The organism is Microcoleus sp. LAD1_D5, from assembly GCF_036702115.1.
Classification (GTDB): Bacteria; Cyanobacteriota; Cyanobacteriia; order Cyanobacteriales; family Microcoleaceae; genus Microcoleus.
In genome coordinates this window covers 1-26,975 of record NZ_JAUBSA010000076.1, presented here as the reverse complement: position 1 = coordinate 26,975, position 26,975 = coordinate 1, and the positions used below count along the sequence as shown (strand labels likewise).

Sequence of the window (26,975 nt, the reverse complement as noted above, 5' to 3'; positions counted from 1 at the left end):
CTGCTTTCTATTATGCCATCAGCTTAGCCAGACAATTGCCTGAGTATTTATACTGATCGCCAAAGTGGGATGCTCCCAAGTCGGATCGCCCGCCTGCCAGTTTGGATGCCGCAGAGGTACGATGGAGATAGGGAGGGAGGCCAAGCCCGCGAAGGTTAAGCTTGGTGACAATACCCACAGGAAGGAAAAAATGACACTTAACTTGCGGCGACCGATTTTAATAGGCGGAATAGGACTTTCAGCAGCGCTGTGGCTGCTGGAAACTCTACAGCATTCGGGTTCAGAAATGGGCGAAACGGCACTCATCGGCTTGGCGGCTGCCGGTGCGGGGTATTGGTGGTGGAAACAACAATCCCCCAAACTCGAACTCGCACTCCCGGAACCCTTGGCGAACCGGGAAGCAGCCGAAAAAGCGATCGCGACTTCCGAAGCCGCCATTAAATTGCTGGCTTCAGAAGCTCAAAACTCCGCCGATCCTGCTAATCTAACAGCAAAGCTCGATCGGCTCAGAGCTGAATTAGACAGACAAGATTTGCGGATTACCGTAACTGGCGGCAAAGCTGTGGGCAAAACTGCCTTAATTCAAGTTTTAAATTCTAATTGGGCATCTCAACACCCGCAAAAGCTTAGTTTACAAGACACATCACCGCTGTTTGCTAATACAAATGCCGATGCCAAAATCGGCGGTGATTTAGTGCTGTTTGTGACAGCGGGCGACATCACAGATTCCGAATTTCAAACATTATCTCAGCTAGCTGCCGCAGGTCAGCGCGTGCTGCTAGTCTGGAACAAACTAGACCAATATTTGCCAGAACAGCAGTCGCAGGTTTTGCACTCTTTGCAGCAGAAAATGCAAGGAATATTGGGAACCGAAGATATAATTGCGATCGCAGCTTCTCCCAATTCTATTAAAGTGCGCCAGCACCAAGCGGACGGCACATTTAAAGAACGGATCGAAAATCAAGTCTCTCAACTCGACGCGCTGACGGAAAGATTGACTAAAATCTTAACGGAAGAACGGCAACAGTTGGTCTGGGCGAGTGCAGTGCGCGAGGCTGCAAGTATCAAGTTAGAGGCGAAAACCTTCTTAAATGCAGTCAGGCGCGATCGGGCAATTCCGATTATCGAACAATATCAGTACATCGCCGCCGCCACCGTGTTTGCTAATCCGGTTCCGGCTTTAGACTTGCTAGCAACAACCGCCATCAGTACCCAACTCGTAATCGATCTCGGCGCTATCTACCAACAACAGTTTTCCTTAGACCAAGCTAAGACAGTAGCGGGTACTTTGGCTAATCAAATGTTCAAATTGGGATTAGTAGAACTGTCTACCCAAACTATTACTGGATTGCTGAAAAGCAATGCCGTCACCTATGTAGCCGGAGGCGCGGTGCAGGGAATTAGTGCAGCCTATTTTACCAGAATAGCAGGACTGAGTTTAATTGAATATTTCCAAAGTCAAGAATTGGAAAATGCTGCCAAAGGCATTTTCAATCTCGACCACTTGACTAAAACTTTGCAAGCAGTATTTACCCAAAATCAGCAAGTTTCCTTCTTGCAATCTTTCGTCAACCAAGTGGCGAGTCGCCTTTCATCTCAGGTATCTGGGCCCGAAACCGTTAAGTCGGCGGTCAATTAGAAGTAGTCCAGCATCTGATGTTAAATTCGGTCGATCGCCCATGATATCCGTAGGGACACGGCAGTGCCGTGTCCTAGCCCCAGCCGATTAAGAAACCGTTAATTCAGCGGCCCATTAAAATTAGTCCAGCATCCGATATTAAATTTGGTCGATCGCCTAGGATATCTGATATTAAATCCCGTCGCTAGCCCAAAATATCCATCAGGACACGGCAGTGCCGTATCCCTACCTAATTCCCAAATAAAAAGTTATAAATTTATAAAAAATTGTATTAAAATAAGAAATAGGATTTATAATTCAACGCTAAATTATACCTGCTTAAAAAAGCCGATCGCCAATGGCTGACAATTCCCCTCAAGAAAATCGCTTATCCCTAGCCCGTGCCAGTTTGCGCGAATCCCTGGCGCGCTATTCCCACCTGCGCCAAGGCAAAAAAAACTCGAATAATACAGAATTAGAAGCAACGCTGCAAAAGCAGTTAGATATCTTAACTTCCACCTCAGAAAAACTCGACTACAACGTCATTCGCATTGCTACTTTTGGCCTAGTCAGCCGTGGCAAATCAGCCGTATTAAACGCGCTTTTAGGTCAAAAAATTCTGCAAACAGGCCCTCTCAACGGCGTGACTCAGTGGCCGCGTTCCGTGCGTTGGACGATTCCTTATCTTCCCACCACAGAAGACAAAGAAAAAATCCAAGTAGAATTAATTGATACTCCCGGACTTGACGAGGTTGGCGGCGAAGTGCGCGGCGAAATGGCGAAACAAGTAACTCGCCAAGCAGACTTAATTCTGTTTGTCGTTGCAGGCGATATCACCCGGACGGAATATCAAGCACTGTGCGAATTGCAAACAGCTCAAAAACCGCTGATTTTAGTTTTTAATAAAATTGACCTTTATCCAGAATTAGACAGAAAAGCTATTTACCAAAGTTTGCAAGCGCTGGGAAATTCAGAACAGTTAGCAGCCGCTACGGTAACAGAGGAAACAGATCCCGAAATGTCCGATCGCCCAAACAACTCCTCCGATAAATCTACAGCACAATCGCCGCTTAAAACTGCCAAATCTTTAGAAATAGTCATGGTAGCCGCCGAACCCGCGCCGGTGCAAGTGCGGGTGGAATGGTCCGACGGAAGAGTAACTAACGAATGGGAGTCGCCGCCCGCGCAGATAGACGAACTCAAACATAAAATTCTCACAATTCTTAACAGAGAAGGTCGATCGCTCCTCGCTCTAAATGCTTTAGTTGAAGCTAGAGATGCCGAAGCAAATATTGCCCGTCAAGTTCTCAAATTGCGACAAGCAGAAGCCGAAGATTTAATCTGGCAATTTGCAAAATATAAAGCTTTGGCTGTGGGTTTAAATCCCGTGGCATTCTTAGATGTAATGGGCGCAACTGTCGCAGATTTAGCCTTAATTCGCTCTTTATCCAGACTTTACGGCTTACCCATGACTGGTTACGAAGCGGGGAAACTTTGGCAAACTATTTTCTCCAGCGCTGGTGGCGTACTTTTGGGAGAATTGGGCAGCAGTTTTCTCTTGGGATTTGGCAAAACTGCGGCCGCAGCGGCCCCGCACATCGGCTTTTCTACTTTTGCGGGAGTTGCTGTCACTCAAGCTAGTTTAGCAGCTTACGGAACCTACGCTGTCGGTCGCGCCGCCCAAGTTTATTTAGAAAAAGGCTGCACCTGGGGCCCCCTGGGACAAGATACGGTAATTCAAGAAATTCTCGCCACCATCGAGCGTAATACAATTATCGATCGCTTGCAGCAAGAGTTTAAAATATGACACAAACAACAGCTATTACTGAAATTATTCAAACTTTAGCAGATGTTGAATCTCGATTCAATCTTACGCGAACTGAATCCGAGGGATTTTTCCCAGAATGGTATGCAGATTTACCCGAAATTACAGAAGTCGATAAAGCCGCTCTCAATTTAATTCGGCGGCGATATCTTTATCATTTAAATGATGGAAGCCTTACAGAAGGAACCGTTACGCTAATCATGGGTTCGCCTCTATTGGAACGAGCGGGTTTTTACGATCCACCGTTTAAAATGATGGCTGAAAAATCTGTACAAATTGTTTTAGATGACGAGGAGGATGAAGTAGAAACTCTCAAGGGACGGATTGATGTTTTAGTGATGCAAAATCAGTTGTGGGTGACACTCTTAGAGTCGATGCGCACCACCATTTCAGTAATGTCTGCACTTCCCCAAACACTAGCATACATGACCGCCAATCCCCGCAAGGATAGACCGAGTTTTGCTGCGATGACAAATGGCAGTGAAATTGTATTCGTCAAGCTAGACTTTCAGAATCCGCCTAAATATGACTTATCAAGAATATTTTCACCTGTTCCTCTAATGAACGAACTTTATACGGTTCTTCAAGTCTTGATAAAAATTGGTCAACTGATTGTTCAGCCCTAAAAATCGCAGTTGACTAGGGTGCGTCAGCAGAGGGTTACTTCTTAATAATCGAAGAGCTAGAATCTGACGCACCCTACTGCTTTTATTCTTATACAATTGTCAAAAAATAATGCAACTTTATGCCCGTGTTCCCAACCACGATTTTCATCAGTGATTCCCAATTCTTTAATCGAAAATCGAAAATCGTATTACCGTCTGGCGATTCTCACACCTTCCCTAAAATGAGCAATCGTTGCAATAACCGCTATAGAAAAGTAAAATATTCTAATCAGCCAAAAACAAACCCGCATTGACCAAGAAACAATAGTCGGAGCAATACCTGTGAACTGTACAAATCTGGAATTAACTTTTTTTTCAAAACTGTCGAGGTCTTTCATCTCCGATTGTTTCGTCGGAATAACCGGAAACTGACCAGTATATACGTAATAACCGATAAAACCAGGCAATCCTACTTTTCTATTCAAAAATGAGTTAGTTAAGGTAGCAGTTTGGGGAGGCGATAATTTATCCGATTCTTCCACTTTGTCCAGCCAAGAATTATATCGAATGGCTGGCGTAATCATGAAAACTAAGGGAACTATAACTATTAACAAAGCAGCACTAATTTTGCGACCGTATTTAGGGTGTAGAAGCCTTGTCGCCACACCCACTCCCATACCAATAAACGCAAATACCAATATATTTAATAGTTCAATAATTTCGATACCCCTCAACAAATCGCCGATAATCAGAATTGTATATAATAATTTGTCTGCTAGTAGCAGAGCGGCCCACTTGATGAGAATTGAAACGCCTACAATAGTAGCTACAATTGCTACATACCCGATGCCACCTAGAACGTACAGTAAAATTGAGCCGGCTTGTTTGAATGATTGCATGGAATTATTCACTCTTGTGAAAGTTGAGGAGTCCGATTGACAAAACAACTTGAAATTTTAGATTAATCTGAAGTTCCAAATTAGACTTTTAAAATTGATTAGCTTGAGATATAGAAATCAATCTAAAATCTAAAATCTACAATCTATAATCGATCGACAAGTTCCCGCGCCGCCGCTTTGGTGACTTGTGCGATCCGTTCCTTCACAACATCCTCTTCGATCGCCCTCTGGTCTGATTCCAGTTCGCGATCGATCCCCAACCATAAAAGATACTCGATATTACCGGCCGGGCCAAGTAAAGGCGACCACGTTAAACCGCGTTCGTGCCATCCTAAAGCTGTGGCTGCCTTCCACACTTGAAAAATCGCATCAGCTTGAGTTGCTGAGTCTCGCACTACGCCTTTTTTCCCGACTCTCTCGCGCCCTACCTCAAACTGCGGCTTTACCAACAACACCGCTTCTCGCGGTGGTACCAACAATTCCCACAGCGCCGGTAAAATCTTATCCAGGGAAATAAACGACACATCTACTACCGCCAAATCTGCTGGCGCAGAGTCGCCGTAAAGCTCCGTAGCAGTCATGTACCGCAAATTGGTGCGTTCTTTCAAAATTACCCTCGGATCGTTACGCAAGCCCCAATCTGCTTGACCGTAGCCAACATCTACGCCATACACTAGCGCGGCGCCGGCTTGCAGCAGACAGTCGGTAAAACCCCCTGTGGAGATGCCGCCGTCGAGACAAATTCTGCCTGCAACGGGAATCGCAAAAACTTCTAAAGCTTTGGCTAATTTGTCGCCGCCTCTGGAAACATAGCGCGATCGCTCTTTAATCTGAATTTTTGCTGCAATATCCACCTCAGTGCCCGGTTTGTCAACTACCTGTTGGTTGATGGAGACTTTCCCAGTCCGAATCAAGGCCTGAGCTTGCTGTCTGGAACTGCACAAATCTAGGCTGACCAATAAAGTGTCTAGTCGCTGTTTAGCCAAGGTTTTTAATCTGTACGGATAGGGTTAAGAACAGTACCAGATTAGCACTTACGCACAAGCCCGACTGCTAATTTTTGGCGATTATTTTGGTTTTGCGATTGTCGCGGGGCGATCGCCCCACCTCACATTATGTGACTGAGATCGCTCTGAGTGTGTAGTTGGATCACAGATAAACATTCATAGAATCACACAATAATTTTTGTGACTAGCGGATGATTTATATGCAGCTAAAAGCGCTACAAATACCGTCAGGGCGATCAAGCATGAAAACACTTAACTTTCCTATCAGAAATGCGGGCAATTGTCAAGAAAATCCCCTCGCCTTCGTCAGCGGTGACATCATCCACATTCTTTACCCCAACGGCGAAGTAGAAGCAACAACCGCCGAACAAGTCGATTTGCATCAAACCAAAAATCCCCTAGACAAATGCCTCGTCTGGGGATGTGTTGACGATTTTTAACACCAGTTTCAAACAAGAATGCAATTATAGGGAAGCTCCAAACCGTTAATTCATCAGTCATTCCCAATTATTCAAATTTTTAAATTAAAAATTTTAAATTAAAAATTTTAATCTAAAATCTTTAATCTAAAAGGGTATAACCCATAAAAAAAGATCGCTTGGAGGCGGTGATGCCAAAAAAAGCGATCGATATAACTGCTGCTAACTGCCAGCCACAAGTGCAATTTGCTGCTAAAAGAACTACCAAATTGACTTAAATATCTTGTTCGCTCAATTCGCGAATCATGTAATCAAAAGGCTGATCCAAAAAAGGCCCCACAGACAAGCCAGCAGCTTGCACCTGAGCCTTAACCATCTCCTTCATAATGCTAATCCCCATCACCGTCGGGCCAATGGGAACGCTTAGAGAATTGTAAGTTTCTCGCAAACCTTGCAGCACGCGCTCGTCCAGCACGTCGGTACTTCCAGCCACCAGGGCGTAAGTAGCATAGCGCAAGTAGTAGTCCATATCCCGCAGACAAGCCGCGTAGCGACGAGTCGTGTAGGCATTTCCCCCGGGACGGATCAGTTCCGGCTGTTCAGCAAATAGCTGGATACCAGCTTGCTTGACAATTGCCGCAGCATTGCTGTTAATCGCAGCCGCCGCCTGTACCCGTGCCGTGCCCGTTGCAAAATAAGATCTCAACCGATCGATACCATCCCGGTCTAAATACCTACCAGCAACATCATAATTTTCAATCAGGCTCGTCACTGCATCGCGCATAAGTTTCTCTCCCAAAAATCTTTATCAATACTTTGCTATCTGAGACAGACCGCCTATTGTAGACTACTACAAATCGGCGTTTGATTAAGATTTGAGATGGGATTTTCAATCTCTGTAGTCTATCCCCGGCAAACGGTCGTAAAATTCACCCGTTTGCCTTGTATCTTCAGCCGAAAAATCCACAGGGCAAGAATCTCAAACTGCCCGGCCACACTGGGCCCCTATTTCAAAATTTTGTAGCCATAGATACAAAATAGTGGATACTGAAGGCCTACGATCGCCCAAACAGTCTGAAATCGGCCGATCGCTAAGACACAACCAATATGAGGAGTAAGTCATGTTCCAGACGCCCCAAGAAGCCTTAAATTACATAAAAGAAAATAAAATCCAGATCGTTGACCTAAAGTTCATCGATATGCCGGGGATCTGGCAGCACCTTTCCCTGTTCCACGACCAAATCGACGAAACCTCATTCACAGACGGCGTACCCTTCGACGGTTCCAGCATTAGGGGCTGGAAAGCCATCAACGAATCTGACATGACGATGGTCATCGATCCGACCACCGCTTGGATGGACCCGTTCATGGCAGAACCGACCATCAGCTTCATTTGCAGCATCAAAGAACCCCGCACGGGCGAACCGTACAGTCGCTGTCCCCGCACCATTGCCCAAAAAGCCATAGACTACTTGCTTTCGACCGGTCTCGGCGATACAGCATTCTTTGGCCCGGAAGCAGAATTCTTTATTTTTGACGACGTTCGCTTCGACCAAACCCAAAATTCCGGCTACTATTACGTAGATTCGATCGAAGGTCGCTGGAATTCCGGCAAAGAAGAAGCAGGCGGCAACCTCGGCTACAAACCGCGTTACAAAGAAGGTTATTTCCCAGTAGCACCAACCGATACCTCTCAAGACATGAGAACGGAAATGCTGCTGACAATGGCAAAATGCGGCGTACCCATCGAAAAACACCACCACGAAGTCGCCACCGGCGGTCAATGCGAACTCGGTTTCCGCTTTGCAACTTTAGTACAAGCCGCCGACTACTTGCTGACTTACAAATACGTCATCAAAAACGTCGGCAAAAAATACGGCAAAACCATCACCTTCATGCCCAAACCGCTGTTTAACGACAACGGTTCAGGGATGCACGTTCACCAGTCGATTTGGAAAGACGGCCAACCTCTATTTGCAGGCGATCAATATGCAGGTTTCAGTCAAATGGGACTGCATTACATCGGCGGCATTCTCAAGCACGCACCGGCACTTTTGGCAATCACCAACCCCACGACCAATTCCTACAAGCGTTTAGTTCCGGGCTTTGAAGCGCCTGTAAACTTAGCTTACTCTCAAGGAAATCGATCGGCATCAGTGCGGATTCCGTTGTCTGGAACCAACCCCAAAGCCAAGCGGTTAGAATTCCGCTGTCCCGATGCCACATCCAACCCCTATTTAGCATTTGCAGCCATGCTGTGCGCCGGCATTGACGGCATCAAGAATCAAATCGATCCGGGCGAACCTTTGGACGTAGATATCTACGACCTTTCCCCTGAAGAATTGAGCAAAATTCCTTCAACTCCCGGTTCCTTGGAAGGCGCTTTAGAAGCTTTAGAAAAAGACCACAGTTTCTTAACTGAAACAGGCGTATTTACCGAAGACTTCATCCAAACCTGGATTTCCTACAAACTCGACAATGAAGTCAACCCAATGCGGCTGCGTCCTCACCCCTACGAGTTTGCTCTCTACTACGACTGTTAGAAAATTAATAATTAAAAATTAAAAGTTAAAACTGGTAATTATACCATTTTTAACCTTTGATTTTTAATTATTAAGAACGCCGCCCTTAAAAGCGGCGTTTTTTTGAAGTTTAGAACTTCTGGATCAACGCCCAGACTCTCCCGTTACCCGACACTATCTGGGCAACGCTGTTAGTAGTAGGGCCCATTGTAGCCTCAGAGACATCCTCTACAGCCCATTTAGTTGCTTTCTCATCAACAATAAACAAATCATCAGCGGTAGTGCCTTCTTGAACCCGATATATCTTATTCAAAATGAAACGCTGTCGCGCCTCAGCTTTTGGTATGCCCGTAACTTCATCAGGATCGATAGAGATGGCACTACCTTCTTTTAATGTACCTTTTGAGTTGGTTAAATTGCGATCGTCCCTTTGAGCAACCCGCACGCCGTGAAGCTTCAAACCAGGCTCTGTCTCAGAGATATTCAAGACAGCAGCTAGCGCCCCACTTTTTCCCAAACCGAGAACCGCTGCACTAATAGTCAAAATTAGCAAAAGCTTGAAATGATTCACCGTATTTATGCTCCTTTGTTTGTGAGATTCTGCTCTCAGTATAAAGTAGCAATTAGCAATTAGAAATTACCAAACGATGTCCGATATTTTTGTGATGATCCGCAATCAAAATAACGTCGCCATGACTTCAGTTGACGGCATTGCCTTCATTACTTTACTGACTCGGGACGGACGGGTTCTAGTCGAGGAAACAGTTTCCTTGATGGAGGCAGATGCGGGATTTGATGACTTGGCAGCAGGACAATATACTGTAATAGTTAGGCACGAACGGGTTGAACCGCGCTCTGCTACCTGGGTTGTCACGATCGGCAATGAAGATCAAGTAATCATACTGACATTTATCTATCTAGAACCCGAACGGTTACTGCTTCGCATTCTAGCTACTGTTGAAAAGAGACTATAACCATGACAGCTAAAGTTATTCCATCGCAGTCAATTAAAATGTTCCGCTATCGAGTAAATTTCTTGGCAAAAGACCTTTGGAAGGAGAAAAACCCAGTTGGTCGAATGAATCTGGCTTTGCAGTTGGCGGATGCCGCGAGTACGCTGGCTAGACTGGAAGTGGAGGAGGCACGAAAATTTCAAGAAGAGTCGGCTTCGGAGGATCTGGTTTCAGAATCAACTGAGAGTTGATATCAACTTTGGGAATAGGGCATCGGGAATAGGGAATATGGCATTGGGAATAGGTTATTGACAACAAAATTCTAACTTGCTTCCTGAATTAGGAAGCCGAAAAACTGCGTTACACTTATATAAGTATCTTTACAAAACAACATAAAAGCATGACTGTTGCCTATCCCCGCAAGCTTCGCAACGCAATGGGAGCGCGCGAAATTTTAGCTAATGTAGTGCGCGATCGCGAAATTCACCTGATCACCCTCAACCGCTACCGCTACAGCGAACAGCGCAGTTGCAAAGACCTCACAGACGTGATCGAACGGCTCGACGGGAACCCGGCAGAACTCGTGCGCGACCTTTCCCGGCACATTTCCGACGAAGCGCGGCACGCTATGTGGCTCACCGACTTACTGGTAGACTTGGGCCAAAATGTGGGAACGCCGCCGGGAATCTCCTACATTGACGAATTTGACCGCCTGCTCAACAAAGAGCAATACCGCAACCTCGATGACGGTATAATTGCAGTTTTAGCCGCAATCAATGTCACCGAAAAGCGGGGCTGCGAATACTTCTCAGCGCACATCCACGCCCTCAAACAGGCTCCCCAAACCGCAGAAAACGTCAAAATCCGCGAAACAATCGAAAAGATTTTTCCCGAAGAAGCTGGTCACGTCCGCTGGGGCAACCGCTGGCTCGGCTCCATAGCTGCCAAAAGCCCGGAACACCGCCAGAAGGTGGAACAGGCAAAGCGCAAGTATGTGGCGATCGAACAAGCAGCTTTTGAATCGGGAATGGATATCATGTTGGGGGCAGAACTCCGCCGCGTCACCCGCCTGGTGGATATTGCCAACACCATGCCGATGTGGGAACGCCCGCAATACCTGATGGAACGCTTGCCCGCAAGCCTGCTGGCCCCGGATCTGCAAATGACCAGAGTCGATGTAGCTCAGCGGGCCTGGAACCGCGACCCGCAGGCATTTGTGGAGAAATTGGTGCCCATGTTCCTCAACGGCTTGAATACCATTGAGAAGAAGCCGGCGGCGACTAAGCCCAAGGCTTAAAAACGATCGCGAACCTGGTTGAAACGGCTCTGCAAGTCAAACTTGCGTCTGCCTCCGCAAACAAGCGAGATATACTGGTTCCCAGGCCTAGCCTGGGAACCAGTTATTTAAAGTCATAATTTTAAGCTTTAGCAAGTAAACTGATTATTGGAATAGTTTTCCGTCTAAATATAATCATGACTACCAGCGAGCCGAACATACAAACAGCTTCTGCAGAAAGCCTATCGAGTGAAAGCGCGATCGCCGATGCCCAGGTCGAAAAAGCCACAGCCGTCACCTATGCAGAAGAAATTGAAACTGTCATCGCCAGCATGGCTGTAGACCAAAAAGTGATGGTCGGTCAAAGTGAAGCTGGCGGACATCTTTGGAAGTTTAAGTACGGCAGTGTCGAAGTGTTCGTGCAACTCACGGGCGAAACCGAAGATGATACTTTGACTGTTTGGGCTTTTGTACTGCAGTTGCCAGCGAAGAATGAAGCTCAATTAATGCGGAAACTTCTAGAAATGAATTGGCTGTCTACTTTGGAATCTCATTTTGCTATTGTTGATAATCAAGTTGCCGTAGTATCGACTCGGACGATGGCGGAAATCTCGACCGGGGAAATTTCTCGTGCTATCACTATTGTCGCCACGATCGCCGATGACAACGATGACCTGCTGCAAGCAGAATTCGGTCAGTAGTCATTAGGGTGCGCGACTTTTGAGCGAGCCGCACTCCGCTAAATTATTGGCCGTCGCGCACCTGACATTTAAGTAGCGTGCGCGAGTTTTGCGTCTATTTATTTAAAGAGAAATGGTTTTACAGATGAAGCCATACGATCTAATTCTCCTTTGTTGTGTTGGAGAAGATGATGTTCCCATAACTCATTTGTGTTGTCAGAACAATCTTTTGCAAGAGCTTCTCCAATCTCCTCAAAAGTCTTTTTGATGTCTGTCCTTAGATTCTCTGGTTCAGATAGCACTCCCAGCACGAATACTCTGGCTTTTAGATCGTCGGGAATATGACTTTCTACATAACTCAACCGATTTTGATCATCATCGAAATCAATGAGCAAAACCATCATTCTTTGTGGTAATTGTCGCATTTCAGATGCAGACTTATTCGTGAATTCCTCCACAGCTTTTTTCCAACCACCAGCAGGTGGCAGGACTTTAACAGCACGGTTATTCAGGTTTGGCCCCAGAAGAAATCCGTTGACAATCTGGCGATTAGCATCATCTTCCGCCAACACATGAATGTGCGGTTGATACTTATTACTCATAGCTCTATGTCGCCACCAATCAAGGCATTTATCAGGTCGCCTTTCACAGACACCTCACTCAGCGGTCTGACTAAAGTGGGCTCTAAGTGGCTTTTGCGATCTAATACAAAGGTATTTTCATTTGAAAACTTGCGGATTGCTTCAGGATTATGCGATGTCACTAAGATTTGACCGCTATTTTTAAATGAGCGTCGCAGAGACATTACAAAATGTCCAACCTCCGATAAGGATAGATAGTTATCTGGCTCGTCCCAGAAGCAAAAAAGGGGGCCATAAAATTTGTTTGCAGCCAAGACAACAGCGCAAAGAAAAAAGCATTTCTCCCCGTCAGATAAGTCATTAAATTCAATACTCAGATTCGCATTATTTGCTTCAAACCGAACCATCATGCTTTTCGAGTCTTTGCCGATTAGTTCATTCAGAAAATCCTGAATGTCAGGCATGACTTCTCGGAGATATTTATCAACCTGTGTGTAGGCAGCAGGATAGCGACTCAGTAAGCCGGAAACCCACTCCCCAAAGTTTGAACCATCTCGCTTTGGCTCCAAAGTTTCACCGTTTGAGTCTCCAGTCATCAAGCTGGGAATCGGGGCTAAAATGATCGTGCGAGCCAGCCAAGTCTTGAAAATATGAAGCGGATCAGTCTCAGATTGCTCCTGAATTACTGGCAGGGCAACAAGATGCCAATCTACCCGAAACTGAGCTTCACGATTTGGGGAGGTGGTGTGAAGAGTGACTTGGGCTTCTTTTCGAGAGTAAATTGGATCTCCTGCAACTAGCAGTTGCTCTTCAAAAACTCGAAGCTCTCTAAATTTTTCTGGTAAATCTAAGGCAAGGACATATTTGTATAATTTATCTTCGAGTATTACTTCTATTTCAAACCGGATCGGAACATCAGACCTTCCACGAGCGAAATCTTTCGAGCTAATAAGGTTAAGTTTTTCAAGGTCGCGCATTCTATTGATGCCTCGACAAATCTTTTGAAGGACTTCTAATGCAGAGGCAGTAGTTGATTTACCTGCACCATTTTTTCCAATCAAGAGAGCAGATGGCATCCCCTTTATGGGCAGTTCAAAGTTTTCTAGGCATCTGAAGTTGTGTACATATAGTCTTTGGAGCATAGCAAAACAATTCCAAGGAGTGGGAAGTGAAAAAACTTTTTGAACTTTTTGAAGTGCTTAATTAGGGAATAGGCATTGCCAGAAACTTCCAAAAAGTTCGGGTGCTTTTCTGAGCTAGAGACGGATGAGTTGCCGAACTATTAATCCCCGCCACCAACTTTTACCTCCAACTCGTCAAAAAACACCACGGCCCCAAATTTACTCCGTACTTAAAACTTAATATGCAGGCCCTGCGATCCAAGCAATAGTGATTCCCAGCCCCAAACCGACAAGCACTTGAAAAGGAGTGTGTCCCAGCAACTCTTTCAAGCGAGCCTCATTAAGGTTGTGATCTTCCTCAAAAAACTCGTCAATAATTTGGTTGAGGATGCGAGCTTGCTTGCCTGCTGCTTGGCGGACGCCTGCTGCGTCGTACATGACAATAATTGCAAAGATCGCAGCGATCGCGAAGTCCGGACTTTCCCATCCCATCGTTTGCCCCACTCCAGCAGCCAAAGCGCCCACAAAAGACGAGTGAGCGCTGGGCATTCCCCCCGTTGTTACCAAATACTGAAGATTAAACTTGCGATTTTTGACCAACTCGATCGGCAGCTTCATGATCTGAGCCGCCAGACAAGCGAGCAAAGCAACCACCAGTACATGATTGTTTAAGACGCTGCTGCTAATTTCCTGCATAGTGTTTGGTATTTCTAGTTACTGCGGCTGGTAATAAAATCGGCGATCGCCAGCAGCGGTAGAGCTTTGCTCCCAAACACTGCCAATTGAGCCTTAGCATCAGCAACAAGCTGCGAAGCTTGGCGCCGAGACTCCTCAATTCCCCACAAACTCGGATAAGTGACTTTCCCTGCTTGAACATCCTTGCCAGCAGTTTTGCCCAGTTCTTCTTGGGTAGCAGTAATATCCAAAATGTCGTCAATGATCTGGAAAGCCAGCCCAATATTTTGAGCAAAACGAGACAGCCGCTGCAAATCTGCACCCGAGGCCCCAGCCAGAATTGCCCCACAAACTACGCAAGCCTCTAACAGCGCGCCTGTTTTGTGAGCGTGAATGTAATTCAAAGTTTCCAGAGAAACATCTGTCTTTCCTTCCGATTCCAAATCAACCACCTGACCGCCTACGAGTCCAGCAGCACCCGATGCCCGCGCTAAATGGGCGATCGTCTGCAACACCTGCTGGGGGGGTACGTTCTGAGTTTTAGTGGCGATAAATTCAAAAGCATAGGTCAGCAAACCATCGCCCGCCAAAATGGCGATATCCTCGCCGTAGACTTTGTGGTTCGTCAGTTTGCCGCGCCGGTAGTCGTCATTGTCCATTGCCGGCAAATCGTCGTGGATCAGCGACATGGTGTGGATCATTTCCAAAGCGCAAGCTGTGGGCATTGCCATAGATGTAGTGCCGCCGGCCAGTTCGCAGCTAGCCAGACACAGGATCGGACGCAGGCGCTTGCCCCCCGCTAGCAGCGAGTAGCGCATTGCTTCGTAAATTTTCTCTGGGTAGATGACCGGGAGTGCACTGTCGAGAGCTTCCTCGATCGCCTCTTTTCGCTTGACTAGATAGGTAGATAAATCGAAAGAGGATTCCGGTTGGGACGAACCCATTTCTGTTGCCAATACCATCCCTTGCTCTCTTGTACTGAATAATTATGTGGGATATTGTGAGCCGTTCAGGTCGGATCGTGCCGACTTTTACGGCAGTAGTTGCTCGAACTCCGAGCATCAATTAATCATTCTACGGGTGTTGTTGCACAGAAAATCTTTGAGTTTTGATAACTTTGTCAAATTACCAGTCAATCTAAAATTTACAATCTCAAATCTCAAATCAGCTGATTTGTCTGGCGACTTCCAAAAACCGCTGCACCGCGGCCGTTGGATCGCTGCGCCAAATTAGAGCGATCGCCACAATGCAGGTTGATTCTGGTAAAGATTTGTAAACAACCCCGCTGCGCTGGAAATTTTGCATCGACGCCGGGACGATCGCCACTCCCATCTCGGCGGCTACCAGACTCACAATGGTTTGCATTTGAATTGCTTCTTGAGCTGCGCGAGGGCTGAAACCTGCTTGCTGACAAAGACTGACGATCGCATCGTACAATCCCGGAGCCTGGGATCGCGGAAATAAAATAAAGGGTTCGGTAGAGAGTTCGCGTAATTCAAGATGTGTGCGATCGGCCGCCGGATGCGTTTCTGGCAGTGCCACGATCAGCGGTTCTCGAAAAACGATTTCAGAATTTATCCCCTCTTCCTCAACCGGAGGACGCACGAAGCCGATATCAATTTGCCCGAACCGCAGCCGCTGCAACTGTTCGTTTGTCGTCAGTTCGTGCAGTTCCAGCGTGACGGCGGGACACCGAGTGCGAAACGCCTGCAAAATGGCTGGAACCACGTTGTGTGCTGCAGAACTCACAAAGCCGATCGTTAGTTGGCCGAGTTCGCCGCGACTGGTTTGTCGGCCGAGTTGAATTGCTCGATCGACTTGCTGCAGAATTTTCTCGGCCTCCTCGAAAAAAACCTGTCCCGCAGCCGTTAAATGCACCGTCCGCTTGGTGCGGCGAAACAATTGAAACCCCAACTCTGCCTCTAAATGCTGGATTTGTTGGCTCAGCGGAGGTTGGGCAATATGCAGTTTTTCGGCTGCACGAGTGAAATTCAGTTCCTCTGCAACTGCAATGAAATAACGCAAATGCCGAAGTTCCATAAGTCCCAATGATTGATACTTTAAAAGTATAAGTTGTTAGCAAAACATATATTGGACATTGATGATGATATTTCATACAGTGATTAATAGGCGAAGTTGAGAATTAAACAATGGCTAATTTGGATATCAAAGTTAGAGAAGCAGAGCTGGTAGATTTGGAACTAATTCTGGCTTTTATTTCGCAAAAATCAGAATTCGATGGAGTTCCACATCTTTTACAAGCAACAGCAGACAAATTGAAGCAAACACTATTTGTCGAGTCTCCCCTAGTGCGAGTATTGTTGGCGGAAGTTGGCGACACAGCGGTAGGGTTTGCGATGTTTTATGCTTCCTATTCAAGTCTTTTGGCGCAGCCTTGCCTTTGGCTTGATGATTTATTTGTGCAATCTCATTTTCGCGGTATGGGAGTCGGTACAGCACTGTTAAAGTCTTTGGCAAAAATTGCTGAGTCAACAAATTGCGGGCGTATGGAATGGACTGTTAATACTGGCAATGCGCCGGGAATTGCTTTTTACCAAAAGCAGGGAGCGCGCCTTTTGCAAAATATTAGGGTTTGCCGAATCGAGGGAAGTGCGATAGCCCAACTCGCTAACAAATAAGTTGGTTGGTTTTGTGAAGAAGGATTTTTTTTATTAACCGCAGAGACGCAGAGAACACAGAGAAAAAGAAGAAAGGTTCAGGGTAATTATCATGACACAAAATTCTTGGAATACAGCTCTTTATGAGAAAAATCATGCTTTTGTTTGGCAGTACGGCGAATCGCTTTTGGAGTTACTCGCTCCGAAGGCTGGTGAACAAATTCTGGATTTGGGCTGCGGTACGGGGCAGTTAACTGAAAAAATTGCTCAAAGTGGTGCTTTTGTGCAAGGTATTGATTCATCTTTGTCGATGATTTCCACGGCAAAAGTAAACTATCCTCACATTAACTTCGCTGCCGCAGATGCGACGAGTTTTAAAGTAGAAGAGCCGTTAGATGCTGTGTTTTCTAATGCGGTTTTGCACTGGATTAAACAGCCGGATACTGTGATTAGTTGTGTGGAAAAAGCGCTGAAGCCGGGAGGGCGTTTTGTGGCTGAGTTTGGCGGTAAGGGGAACGTGAGGGCGATCGTCCGGGCGCTTTTGAGTGTTTTGTCAGAAATTGGCTGCCAGGAGCCTGAAGCGCTTAATCCTTGGTATTTTCCGAGTATTGGCGAGTATGCTGGGCTTTTGGAAAAGCAGGGATTTGATGTGGGTTATGCGGTTTTGTTCGATCGCCCGACTCCCCTAGAAGGCGGCAGCGCGGGTATGGTAAATTGGATTGAGATGTTTGCTGGCGGGTTTTTGTCGGGGTTGTCTGATGATGTCCGATCGCACGTAATTAACGCAGTTGAAGAGCGTTTGCGATCGGCGCTGTACCGCGATAGTAATTGGAGTGCAGATTATCGCCGAATTCGGGTAGTTGCTGTCAAGCAGTAGGGTGCGTCGCTTCCTGAAAATTCGATCGATTTTTCACCCGAATTTTCGACAGGGATGCACCCTACGTTAGGTGTATTTATAATGACTAATTACTACTTAATACTGTAGGTCGAAACGGTATTTTCCAACAGCATAGCGACAGTCATCGGCCCGATTCCTCCCGGCACCGGCGTGATAAATTCGGCTACTGTTTTAACAGCATCAAAATCCACATCTCCGGCCAAACGACTCGTACCGTCTGGATTGACGACGCGGTTAATACCGACATCAATTACTACTGCTCCCGGTTTGACCATATTAGCTGTAATCATTTCTGTGCGACCGACTGCGGCTATTAAAATATCGGCTTGATTGGTAATCGATTCTAGGTTTTGCGATCGCGAATGAGCTACCGTAACAGTACAATCGGCTTCTAACAGCATCAGCGCCATCGGTTTACCTACCAAAATACTCCGTCCCAAAACTACGGCGTTTTTTCCTTTTAAATCAATCTGGTATTCCTGCAATAACCGCATCACTCCGGCGGGAGTACAACTCCGCAAACCTTGCTCCCCGCGCACGAGACGACCTAAATTTACAGGGTGAAGTCCGTCAGCATCTTTGTCGGGGGCAATTTGGTACAGCAGCGAAATTGCATCTAAGTGTTCTGGTAGCGGTAATTGCACTAAAATGCCGTCTACTTGATCGTCCTCGTTGAGTGCACGAATTGCAAGTTCTAGTTCGGCTTGAGTAGCGTTTGCGGGGTAATGCTGGCCGAAGGAAGCTATGCCAACTTTAGCGCAGGCTCGCTCTTTATTGCGAACATAGGCTGCGCTGGCTGGGTTGTCCCCTACCATCAGCACCGCAAGTCCGGGAGGACGCCCCTTTTGGGGTTGTAGGGCACGGACTCGATCGCTCAGCTCGCTTTGAATCTTTGTGGCTAAAGCTTTGCCATCTAGTATTTGAGCAGTTTTGGCATCCATTGTAGACTCTGGGTTAGGGGCTGACGATTTTAGATTTTAGCTTAATCCCCGTCAAGGACTACACTAGAGAAATTTCTTACTTGCGATCGATTCTTTGGATTCTGTTAAAGTAAGTCGTATCTCACATCTCAAATCAGTTGACCAATGACTACTGCAATTAAGCAAGTTTGGGTTCAAAGATTCTGCACCGGCTCTTTATCGCTAATCCTCGCCAGCGGTTTTTTCAGTTGTGGCAATTTACCTCTGTCTCAACTTAATCTTGGCTTTAATGTGGCTAGCATTGGCGACGTTCAACAAAAGCGGCAAGTGGATGCTGAAGTTTATCTCCGGGGAAAGGTGGAAAATCGCGCTCCGTTTGTGGGGAATGCGGCTTATCAACTTGACGATGGTACTGGCAGTATTTGGATTTTAACCAAGCAAGATTTGCCCCAGCTTGGCGATGAAGTGTTGCTGAAGGGAGAAGTCCGCTACAAGAGTATTACTCTGAAGGAATTGGCTGGAAAGGATTTAGGTGAAGTTTATGTTGAGGAAATGGAACAATTAAAGCGCACTCCAGCAGTTAATAAATAACAATACGAAGATGCTAATTTATTTCCATAAGTAAGTCTATTTCATAAAAATCAAAGGTTTATAGTTGTGATTGGGCGATTGGGATCTGTTTATTTATCTTCAAAGTTCATTAACCATAATATTATGATCGGGGCGGGTTTACCTATATTTTTGGTTAATTTTACAGATGTTGGTGAACCCGCTCCTACAGCAATTTCTGCCTTCTCTCTTCTTTCTAACACATGACTAAAATTCACGTTGCGATCGCGATTTTGTACCAAGACGGCAAGTTTCTCTGCCAGTTGCGAGACGATATTCCTCATATCAGGTATCCTGGACATTGGGCTTTGTTTGGCGGACACTTGGAACCGGGGGAAACGCCGGAAGTTGCTGTAGTGCGGGAATTATCAGAGGAAATTGGCTATGCTCCTGCAAGTGTTTCTTTTTTCTGTTGCGATGTCGAAAAAGATGTGGTTCGCCACGTTTTTCACTCACAACTTAGTGCGGATGTCAAGGATTTAGTTTTGCTTGAGGGTTGGGATATGAAGTTGTTGACACCGGAGCAGATTCGGGCGGGCAAATGCTTTTCTGAGCAGTCAGGAGATGTGCGACCTTTTGGCGTTGCTCACCAGCGTATTTTATTGAATTTTATTGAGTCGATTTGAGAAAATTTCCGCGCACCCTACATTGGATGGGTTTGATTAGGGAGATATTCGTAAGGTGCGCCCGGGAGTGCACCCTACATTACAGGGGGTTTAACAGTTAAGAGCGAGCCGCAATCATTCCCGTTTGGCGCGCGTAGTCAAACAACCCTCCGGCATCGATTACAGGCCCTACTTCTCCTAAAGGTTTGAGGGAGCAAGTTCGATCGAGAGTGTGGTTGACAATTACCTCTGCTGAAAAGTCGATCGTCACTTCTTGACCGGTTACAAACAAGTCGCAGAGCCGATCGACTGATTCGATCGGGTACAATTCCCCAGTAGCCGAGCAATTGCGAAAGAAAATGCGGGCGTAAGACAAAGCCACCACCGCTGTGACGCCGGCGGCCCCGAGAGCTATCGGAGCGTGCTCCCGCGAAGAACCGCAGCCAAAATTTTCGCCCGCTATTATAATCGGATACCGGGTTTTCTGTTCACCGGATTCGATAAACTTACCGTAGCGATCGGGCAACCCAATCATAGCGTAACTGCCTAGTTTCTCGTACTCATCCGGCTTCGAGGGAACCAGGGTCAGGTATTCGGCAGGGATAATTTGATCTGTATCGATGTTGTCGTCTACAACAAAAATTTGACCGCTAATTACTTTACCCATAGTTTATTTTCTGTTAGCCTCGCTCGATGCTGTGGTGATAATTTTAAGTGGATCGGTATGCAAGATTTGCATCTGTTCATTTTAACCTGGCAGTGTCAGTGATAACCTGTATGAGTAAAAATTAGATCCGAGACTTTGGGTTAACAATTAACAGATTGCTAAGCGTCAAGATAGTTTTATGGCAAATCCAATAGATGACATTGCTCGACAAGCTCGCGAGGGCTCGGTTGCATCGATTATTCAAATCCTTAATGACGAACTGGCACAGATAGGGGTCAGGGCCCGAGCTGTGTTTGCAGACGGGGTGCTGCAACTGCTGTGCGAAGCTGCAACGCCCCAACTGCTCGAAGAGTCTAGTTTGGTCGATCGAGTCCGAGAAATTTTGGAACGCATTTCGCCCCACAATATTCGCCGAGTCAACATCAACAGCCGGCTTGTCCGAGAACACCAACTGCTGTGGCTCGAAGAAATTAGCCGCGATCCGGAGAATCAACTCTTGTGGTCTCAAGAAATTAAACTCCGAAAGCCGAATTTGTTCAAGCGTTTAGCCACCGCCCATCACGAACGCCAAGCTGTGGCAGGCAAGCGGGCTTTGCCGAGAATCGCTATACCTCGATCGATGCAGCAACCGCGGCAATTTCAGCGTGGTATCGTCGGCGGCATCAGCTTGACCGTGCTGTTGATTGCAGCAGCGGCCGCCATCCACAAAGGACTTAATTCCCCAGTGCCAAACAGCACACAAGCCACCACCCAAGCAGTTGCCACTACCCCTCCTTCGGAGGCAAAGCCTGCTTTGAAAATTTCTAAGGAGACTGTTAATTCTGCTGTTGACTCTTTTGCCCAAGCAGTACGAGTCGCTGAACAAGCAGCCACCGAGGGCAAAACCGCTCAATCTCGCGAGGATTGGTTAGTCGTAGCTGCTAAGTGGCAGCAAGCTTCGGATTTGATGGCCGCCGTGCCCTCCAAGCACCCCCGCTACACAACGGCTCTGAACCGGACTGCACTTTACCGCCAAAATAGCGATAAAGCCCAACAGGAAGCACAAAATAAGTAAGCAGGTAACTGGGATAAATTTAACCAGAGACTTAGCTGCACGGCTCTAGGTGTTGTGCAAAATGAGTTTTTGAGCAAAAACTCGAAAACTCTCAACTATGTTATGAGTGATAATTTTGGGATTTGGAATTTTTGCGATCGGCGTTACTCGATCGGCGGATTTGTATCAAAATAAAAATTTGTTAAGATCACAAACTTAACTAATTTGTCTAAGTCCCACGCTGTAATTGTACTCAATTCAGCGTCGGGATATAAGCCAAGCAAGGTCTATGAAAAAGAGCGACAATTTACTGTTTCTCTAGCAAAAAAAACGTGTAAGATATAAGTGGTTGCGACCCACCCACTCGACTGCAAACAACAGGCTACAGTAGCAGTAATATGCTTGGCCTCGGACAACTGCGAGAGAAAGGGGAAAAGAACAGACCGCTGGTTGGTAAGGCACGTCCCACCATAAAATACAATCCAAGTTTGTTGTACGAAAATAGTTTTTGCCTTGGGAAACAGGGCTTCTGCGTGGGTTCCCTACGAAGGGATAAAGGGTGTAAAAGCCCAGAAATGCTGTGTAAGACTCGGCTCGTCTTCAGTGACGAGTCTCAGTAATGAGATACCCAACAGAGCAACGGCAAACGAGACACGAAGCCTACACGCTCACCGAAGGTCAGTGCTAGGTATTTCACATAGGAAACATCACACAGTGAGAAGAGGGGTGTCACTAAGCGGTCTCTAGAAAAACTTCATACTACTAATAACCGTCAAAATTAGCGGGAATGGGATTGATAATCATCCGGTAAAGGATGGTAAAGTTCATCCCGTACAGATCGAAGGGTAAAAAACAGGAAAATAGAACTCGGTCAGATCTGGGTATATTTTTACATATCGAGCGACCCGCCGATCAGCTGCACAAACACAGAAAGCAGGCTCATAACGGTCAAGCCGACAGTTATGGATAGGTTCTATATTTGCAGCGCAAGCCGGCTCAAACATCTTAGAATAAAGGCTTGGTTGCCATGATCGATTGCCAGGGAAATCAAGACTTTAGTCCGATCGACCGATCGCCGTCAGAGTCTTGCACTTTGCATTTACCGCAAATCGCAGAGCCAGTATCAGTCCAAAAATTTCTGGATCGTCTTATGCAGTACCAGGTCGATCCTGCCCTTCTTGGGCGACAAATTTGCCAAATTCTCGCCACCAGCTTTGATCGAGAACTCCTGCTGCTGCGAATAGCCAATACTTTGGGGGTTGCATGGGGGGCAGATTTCTGTTTGGTTACTGCTGTGGTTGACCAAAAAGTAGTACATCCGAATGCTTGCTGGCAAAATAGCAGCGATCGCCCCTATGTTGCCGGTGCTGTGGATTCCACTCAAACACCGGAACACGCCCAAACCCCAAGATTAAAACCCCCTAGCATATCACTCGAACATCCCGCTTGGGCCAACGTCCTAGTAGACGGGGAGATAGTGGCGATATCCGACTATCTTGATAGTCCAGCAGCTTCATCGCCCAATTCCCCTGTGACTGCGCTGCCTTTTCGGGCAATTTTGGCAGGGGCTGCGCGATTTGGAGGGGCTGTAAATGGCATGATGATTGTTGGTAAGTCGCAACCTCACGAGTGGTCGGTAGCCGAGATCCAGCGCCTTGAAGCAGCATCGGAGGCGATCGGCAGCGCGATTTCTCACCTTCTAAAAACTCAAGAAATTGCCAGCTTAAATGAACAGTTACAGCGACAAGCTAAATACAAAAATCTACTCATCTCAGTTGCTGCATTGAGCCAGACAACTTCAGAAGTTGAGCGAATATTGCAGCAAGTTATTGAAAATACCGTTGATACCCTGGAAGTAGATAGAGGTCAAATCTTGCTATTGAAATATACAGACCCTCTATTTACAAATCGCTCGCCCAATCAAACCCCCAAAGCGAAAGTCGAATTAGTTTGCGAATCTGTTGTAAAAAAATATCCAAATAAACAGCCAATAGCACAAAACGCTGCCGCAAAAAAAAGCTCAACATCCAAAACAAAAAACAAGGATAAAACTGCTACTTCCCAATCCAAAATCCCCAACTCAAAACCAAATAACTCTCCCGCTTTTTGGCTGTCTGAATCTAATTTGTGCCACCAAGCATTCCACAGCGCACCCAAACCCCTCGCCCTCGCTGACGCAAGCGCATTAATCGGCAAAGAACAAGAGGTCGCCACAGAAATTTTGAAACTCCAAGGCATTCGCGGCTTGCTGCTGGTTCCCCTCACGGGCGGTAGCTGCCAGGAAACAGTTTTGGGTTTCTTGGTTTTGCAGCACTCGAAGCCGCGCACTTGGAACCCGGAAGAATTAGAAGTTCTCGAATCAGTCAGCGCTCAAGCGAGCAAGATGATTATCCAAACTCAAACGCTTAAGGAATTGCAAGCCCTAGTCTTCGACAGAACCACTCAGTTGCAGCAAAGCCTGGACGTGCAGGGGAAACTGTACGAACAATCTGCCAATCAGCTAGAGCAAATGCGGAAATTGAAGCTGATTAAAGACGAGTTTCTCAGCACTCTGAGTCACGAGTTGCGTACCCCTTTAACAATCATGAAGCTGGCGATTCTGATGCTCAAACAAGCTGAACTGCCGTCAGCGAGTCGGACTAAGTATCTCGAAATTCTAGAACAGCAGTGTTCTAAGGAAACTGCTCTGGTTAACGATTTGCTAGCCCTCAAGCAGTTTGAGCCTCAGCAAGTCCCAATTTCTCAAATCAAAATCGATCTCAACCGTTTATTTCAAGATTTAGTTAGGGATTTTGAAAAACAGTGGGCGGATAAGCAATTGACTCTGAAGGTGGATTTGCCCAAGTTGACCCCTTGCTGGGAAACCGACCCGGACATTCTCAATCGGGTACTCCTGGAACTGCTGACGAATGCTGGAAAATACTCTGCTTCTGGAACGGCGGTAGTTTTGGAGGCGTCTGAGGCAGCCGGCTATATTGTCCTGAGCATTTGTAATTTCGGGCCCGGCATTTCTGCGGCTGATTTGCCCCACATCTTTGACAAGTTCCGCCGTGGCACTGGCATTACTGACCAAGCTATCGCCGGTACGGGTTTGGGCCTGGCTCTGGTCAAGTCTTTAGTGCAGCACTTGAATGGTACTATTGATGTATCTAGCCGTCCGGCGGAAAGTTCAGAAGCTGACGAGTTGTGGCGTACATCTTTTACTCTGACTCTGCCTCAATTTCCAGCGGAACTCTCTAATCTAGAATAATAGTTTGGTGGAAAAGTGGTTGTGAATTGGCAGCGAACAAACTAAGACTTGCCTTTTTAGGGAGATGTGGATGCGGCAAACGCTACCACATCCTCCTTGTTGATTTGTTTGTCTGGTTTCCCCACTAAAGTGCCGATTCTCCATTGCTGATTTTCCCCATGACTTATATTATGTCGGGTTATTTGCCCGTAATTAGTGCGTGTTTGTAGTGAGTATGACTGTCCTCTATTTATTATTAATTAATCAGGACTTGCATTACTTGCTAGGAACTTAATTATAATTGTATAGTCGGAGATGATATTACGCAGTATAGACCAAAGAAACTGAGTTTTTTAAGTGTTTCAAAGGGCTGCAACCCGTCTTTTCGTAAAAGCCGGTTTCTGCGTCCTGGATTGTCCCCTAAAAATTGTCACGGTGCATGGAATTCAATCGCCAATATTATGCTCACAAAAGCTGCACCTAAAACCCTGCGTTGGCAACGTTCTAAATATTCGCCACTGGCACGACAAATAGACATTTTTGCAGCGGCGGGAAAGTTTATGTTTTTTTTGTGGTGGGATGGACTGCTGCAAAATAATTCTCCTCATATTAGAAGAATTCGCGCTCATTGGTTGGTCAATACTTTGCTGAATTTAGGCCCGACTTTTATTAAAATCGGGCAGTCTCTCTCGACTCGCGCGGATTTGTTGCCACTTGAGTATGTGAAGGAACTCGAACAGTTGCAAGATCGGGTTCCTCAGTTTAGTTCCGAAGAGGCGATCGCTCTTGTAGAATCAGAGTTAGGCAAGGATATTTATGCTTTGTACCGCGATTTTGACCCGTCGCCCATCGCTGCTGCGAGTCTTGGACAGGTGCACAAAGCAAGGCTGCACACCGGGGAAGATGTGATTGTAAAGGTGCAGCGTCCGGGTTTGGAAAGTTTATTTGATTTGGATGTGAAGGCGGTGCGCCAAGTGATGCGTTTTTGCGATCGCTATTTGCCTGGGACGCGCAAATATGACCTGGAATCTATTTATCACGAGTTTTTTAAGATTTTATATCAAGAAATTGACTACGTGCAAGAAGGTAAAAATTCCGATCGCTTTAGCCATAATTTTCGAGAATATCCTCAAGTTATTGTTCCGAAAGTCTACTGGCAATACACTACTAAAAAAGTGCTGACTCTAGAATACGCACCCGGCATTAAGGTGGACGACCGCATTAGTTTAGAGGCGATTGGAGTGGATATTGTGAAGCTCAATCAACTCGGAATTTGCTGTTATTTAAAACAGTTGTTAATTGACGGTTTTTTTCAAGCTGACCCCCATCCGGGAAATTTGGCGGTGACAGAAGATGGTAGCTTGATTTTTTACGATTTTGGGATGATGGCTGAGGTGAAGTCTCTGGCTAAAGACCAAATGGTCAAGACTTTTTTTGCTGTGATGAGAAAGGATACTGACGAGGTACTCAATACTTTAATTTCGATCGGCTTGGTTGAGCCGATGCCGGATATGATGCCAGTACGCAGGTTAATTGCTTTTCTGTTGGATAAGTTTATTGATAAGCCGATCGACTTTCAAGCTTTTAATGAAATCAAGAACGAACTTTACATCATGTTCGAGCAGCAACCGTTTCGCTTGCCTGCAGAAATGATGTTTATTGTCAAGTCTGTGACGACTCTCGACGGCATTGCTAGAACTCTCGACCCTGACTACAATTTCATAGCATCAGCTCAGCCTTTTGTCAAGAGTATTGCGGTGAGCAAGGGGCGGGGAAATGCGATCGGAGAATTGGCAAGGCAAGCGCGAAGTTTTATTACATATAAGTTACGGCAGCCGAGCAAATCGCAAGTTTATCTCAACCGTTTGGAGCAGCGAATTGAAGAGGGCGAACTGCAAATTAGAGTGCGAAATCTAGAGAGCGAAAGAGCCTTGAAACGCATTAACTTAGCCCTGAAAACTCTAATTTTCGCTTGTTTGACTGGTTTTGTGTTTTTGTCGGGTGCAGTGCTGCTAGTGGGCGGATATCAAACGGGGGCGATCGCAGCTTTTGCGGTTGCGGGATTCGGTGGCTTGTTTGTGTTGCGCTCGTTGTTAGATTTGTTGGTTAAGGAAAAGCTCGATCGAATGGTCGATCGATAAATAGGGCTTGCTGAAAAAGTGAGAAAACAGCATTTAGAAAGATGAGTGAATTCGAGTTCTCCTCGGCAATATAA

The 26,975-nt window shown here is 46.3% G+C and carries 27 protein-coding genes; 16 read left to right on the top strand and 11 right to left on the bottom strand.

Going from position 1 to position 26,975, the window contains the following annotated elements:
* Window positions 1–190: 190 nt before the first annotated feature.
* The 3 genes from QUA70_RS23765 to QUA70_RS23755 all read left to right on the top strand — a co-directional run bounded on the left by QUA70_RS23765 (window position 191) and on the right by QUA70_RS23755 (window position 4,069).
* Window positions 191–1,639, top strand: coding sequence for a slr1306 family protein (locus QUA70_RS23765; RefSeq protein ID WP_333350304.1), 1,449 nt, complete (start codon window positions 191–193; stop codon window positions 1,637–1,639).
* Window positions 1,640–1,976: 337 nt separating this feature from the next.
* Window positions 1,977–3,425 carry a GTP-binding protein gene (locus QUA70_RS23760; protein WP_333350306.1) on the top strand — a complete coding sequence of 483 codons (1,449 nt, stop codon included), beginning with the start codon at window positions 1,977–1,979 and terminating at the stop codon, window positions 3,423–3,425.
* Window positions 3,422–4,069: a type I restriction endonuclease subunit R gene (locus tag QUA70_RS23755; protein ID WP_333350307.1), complete on the top strand. Its 648-nt coding sequence runs from the start codon at window positions 3,422–3,424 to the stop codon at window positions 4,067–4,069. The genes QUA70_RS23760 and QUA70_RS23755 overlap by 4 nt, the downstream gene beginning before the upstream one ends.
* 188 nt (window positions 4,070–4,257) lie before the next feature.
* Here the strand turns inward: QUA70_RS23755 and QUA70_RS23750 are convergent, their stop codons facing one another.
* Both QUA70_RS23750 and QUA70_RS23745 read right to left on the bottom strand, forming a co-directional pair.
* Entirely contained in the window at window positions 4,258–4,947 is a 690-nt protein-coding gene (locus tag QUA70_RS23750) for a hypothetical protein (RefSeq protein ID WP_333334017.1), read from the bottom strand.
* Window positions 4,948–5,090: 143 nt separating this feature from the next.
* Entirely contained in the window at window positions 5,091–5,933 is an 843-nt protein-coding gene (locus tag QUA70_RS23745; protein ID WP_333334015.1) for a TlyA family RNA methyltransferase, read from the bottom strand.
* Window positions 5,934–6,196: 263 nt separating this feature from the next.
* On the opposite strand from QUA70_RS23745, the gene QUA70_RS23740 reads away from it, so the two are divergent.
* Window positions 6,197–6,394 (top strand): hypothetical protein, encoded by a 198-nt coding sequence (locus QUA70_RS23740; RefSeq protein WP_333350309.1) that lies wholly within the window; start codon window positions 6,197–6,199, stop codon window positions 6,392–6,394.
* A gap of 253 nt (window positions 6,395–6,647) precedes the next feature.
* On the opposite strand, the gene apcB is transcribed toward QUA70_RS23740, so the two are convergent.
* Window positions 6,648–7,157 (bottom strand): allophycocyanin subunit beta, encoded by a 510-nt coding sequence (gene apcB, locus QUA70_RS23735; protein WP_333334012.1) that lies wholly within the window; start codon window positions 7,155–7,157, stop codon window positions 6,648–6,650.
* Between the two features lie 337 nt (window positions 7,158–7,494).
* On the opposite strand from apcB, the gene glnA reads away from it, so the two are divergent.
* Window positions 7,495–8,916, top strand: coding sequence for a type I glutamate--ammonia ligase (gene glnA, locus QUA70_RS23730; RefSeq protein WP_333350311.1), 1,422 nt, complete (start codon window positions 7,495–7,497; stop codon window positions 8,914–8,916).
* Window positions 8,917–9,025: 109 nt separating this feature from the next.
* Here glnA and QUA70_RS23725 read toward each other — a convergent pair whose 3' ends face one another.
* On the bottom strand, window positions 9,026–9,466 hold the full coding sequence (locus QUA70_RS23725) for a hypothetical protein (protein WP_333350313.1): 441 nt from the start codon (window positions 9,464–9,466) through the stop codon (window positions 9,026–9,028).
* 76 nt (window positions 9,467–9,542) lie between these two features.
* Between QUA70_RS23725 and QUA70_RS23720 the strand changes: the two genes are divergently transcribed.
* The 4 genes from QUA70_RS23720 (at window position 9,543) to QUA70_RS23705 (ending at window position 11,825) form a co-directional block, all read left to right on the top strand.
* Window positions 9,543–9,869 (top strand): hypothetical protein, encoded by a 327-nt coding sequence (locus tag QUA70_RS23720; RefSeq protein WP_333334007.1) that lies wholly within the window; start codon window positions 9,543–9,545, stop codon window positions 9,867–9,869.
* Between the two features lie 2 nt (window positions 9,870–9,871).
* Window positions 9,872–10,099, top strand: coding sequence for a hypothetical protein (locus QUA70_RS23715; protein ID WP_333334005.1), 228 nt, complete (start codon window positions 9,872–9,874; stop codon window positions 10,097–10,099).
* Between the two features lie 149 nt (window positions 10,100–10,248).
* Complete coding sequence (locus QUA70_RS23710) at window positions 10,249–11,145, top strand: ferritin-like domain-containing protein (protein WP_333334003.1); 897 nt, start codon at window positions 10,249–10,251, stop codon at window positions 11,143–11,145.
* Window positions 11,146–11,321: 176 nt separating this feature from the next.
* Entirely contained in the window at window positions 11,322–11,825 is a 504-nt protein-coding gene (locus QUA70_RS23705; protein WP_333334002.1) for a YbjN domain-containing protein, read from the top strand.
* A gap of 98 nt (window positions 11,826–11,923) precedes the next feature.
* On the opposite strand, the gene QUA70_RS23700 is transcribed toward QUA70_RS23705, so the two are convergent.
* The 5 genes from QUA70_RS23700 to QUA70_RS23680 form a co-directional block, all read right to left on the bottom strand.
* Window positions 11,924–12,406, bottom strand: a complete 483-nt coding sequence (locus QUA70_RS23700; protein ID WP_333334000.1) for a hypothetical protein — start codon at window positions 12,404–12,406, stop codon at window positions 11,924–11,926.
* The gene (locus tag QUA70_RS23695; RefSeq protein WP_333350315.1) at window positions 12,403–13,527 is read right to left on the bottom strand and encodes an AAA family ATPase; all 1,125 of its coding nucleotides are present in this window, start codon (window positions 13,525–13,527) and stop codon (window positions 12,403–12,405) included. Before QUA70_RS23695 ends, QUA70_RS23700 begins: the two co-directional genes overlap by 4 nt.
* Before the next feature lie 216 nt (window positions 13,528–13,743).
* The gene (locus tag QUA70_RS23690) at window positions 13,744–14,202 is read right to left on the bottom strand and encodes a divergent PAP2 family protein (RefSeq protein WP_333350317.1); all 459 of its coding nucleotides are present in this window, start codon (window positions 14,200–14,202) and stop codon (window positions 13,744–13,746) included.
* 14 nt (window positions 14,203–14,216) lie between these two features.
* Window positions 14,217–15,143 (bottom strand): geranylgeranyl diphosphate synthase CrtE, encoded by a 927-nt coding sequence (gene crtE, locus QUA70_RS23685; RefSeq protein WP_333333994.1) that lies wholly within the window; start codon window positions 15,141–15,143, stop codon window positions 14,217–14,219.
* 202 nt (window positions 15,144–15,345) lie between these two features.
* Complete coding sequence (locus QUA70_RS23680) at window positions 15,346–16,221, bottom strand: LysR family transcriptional regulator (protein WP_333333992.1); 876 nt, start codon at window positions 16,219–16,221, stop codon at window positions 15,346–15,348.
* 110 nt (window positions 16,222–16,331) lie between these two features.
* Between QUA70_RS23680 and QUA70_RS23675 the strand changes: the two genes are divergently transcribed.
* Window positions 16,332–16,820 carry a GNAT family N-acetyltransferase gene (locus QUA70_RS23675; RefSeq protein WP_333350319.1) on the top strand — a complete coding sequence of 163 codons (489 nt, stop codon included), beginning with the start codon at window positions 16,332–16,334 and terminating at the stop codon, window positions 16,818–16,820.
* A 91-nt stretch (window positions 16,821–16,911) separates the two neighbouring features.
* Window positions 16,912–17,676 carry a methyltransferase domain-containing protein gene (locus QUA70_RS23670; protein ID WP_333350321.1) on the top strand — a complete coding sequence of 255 codons (765 nt, stop codon included), beginning with the start codon at window positions 16,912–16,914 and terminating at the stop codon, window positions 17,674–17,676.
* Between the two features lie 92 nt (window positions 17,677–17,768).
* Here the strand turns inward: QUA70_RS23670 and folD are convergent, their stop codons facing one another.
* Window positions 17,769–18,638, bottom strand: coding sequence for a bifunctional methylenetetrahydrofolate dehydrogenase/methenyltetrahydrofolate cyclohydrolase FolD (gene folD, locus QUA70_RS23665; RefSeq protein ID WP_333350323.1), 870 nt, complete (start codon window positions 18,636–18,638; stop codon window positions 17,769–17,771).
* 144 nt (window positions 18,639–18,782) lie between these two features.
* Between folD and QUA70_RS23660 the strand changes: the two genes are divergently transcribed.
* Together QUA70_RS23660 and QUA70_RS23655 are read left to right on the top strand one after the other, a co-directional pair.
* Window positions 18,783–19,208: a DNA-binding protein gene (locus QUA70_RS23660; protein WP_333350325.1), complete on the top strand. Its 426-nt coding sequence runs from the start codon at window positions 18,783–18,785 to the stop codon at window positions 19,206–19,208.
* 221 nt (window positions 19,209–19,429) lie between these two features.
* On the top strand, window positions 19,430–19,852 hold the full coding sequence (locus tag QUA70_RS23655) for an NUDIX hydrolase (protein ID WP_333350327.1): 423 nt from the start codon (window positions 19,430–19,432) through the stop codon (window positions 19,850–19,852).
* A gap of 97 nt (window positions 19,853–19,949) precedes the next feature.
* Here QUA70_RS23655 and QUA70_RS23650 read toward each other — a convergent pair whose 3' ends face one another.
* Window positions 19,950–20,498 (bottom strand): LeuD/DmdB family oxidoreductase small subunit, encoded by a 549-nt coding sequence (locus QUA70_RS23650; RefSeq protein WP_333350329.1) that lies wholly within the window; start codon window positions 20,496–20,498, stop codon window positions 19,950–19,952.
* 178 nt (window positions 20,499–20,676) lie between these two features.
* Here QUA70_RS23650 and QUA70_RS23645 point away from each other — a divergent pair, with 178 nt between their 5' ends.
* The 3 genes from QUA70_RS23645 to QUA70_RS23635 all read left to right on the top strand — a co-directional run bounded on the left by QUA70_RS23645 (window position 20,677) and on the right by QUA70_RS23635 (window position 26,901).
* Window positions 20,677–21,552 (top strand): hypothetical protein, encoded by an 876-nt coding sequence (locus tag QUA70_RS23645; RefSeq protein WP_333350331.1) that lies wholly within the window; start codon window positions 20,677–20,679, stop codon window positions 21,550–21,552.
* A gap of 1,006 nt (window positions 21,553–22,558) precedes the next feature.
* Window positions 22,559–24,781, top strand: coding sequence for an ATP-binding protein (locus QUA70_RS23640; RefSeq protein WP_333333977.1), 2,223 nt, complete (start codon window positions 22,559–22,561; stop codon window positions 24,779–24,781).
* 440 nt (window positions 24,782–25,221) lie between these two features.
* Complete coding sequence (locus QUA70_RS23635) at window positions 25,222–26,901, top strand: AarF/ABC1/UbiB kinase family protein (RefSeq protein ID WP_333334038.1); 1,680 nt, start codon at window positions 25,222–25,224, stop codon at window positions 26,899–26,901.
* The last annotated feature ends 74 nt before the right edge of the window (window positions 26,902–26,975 follow it).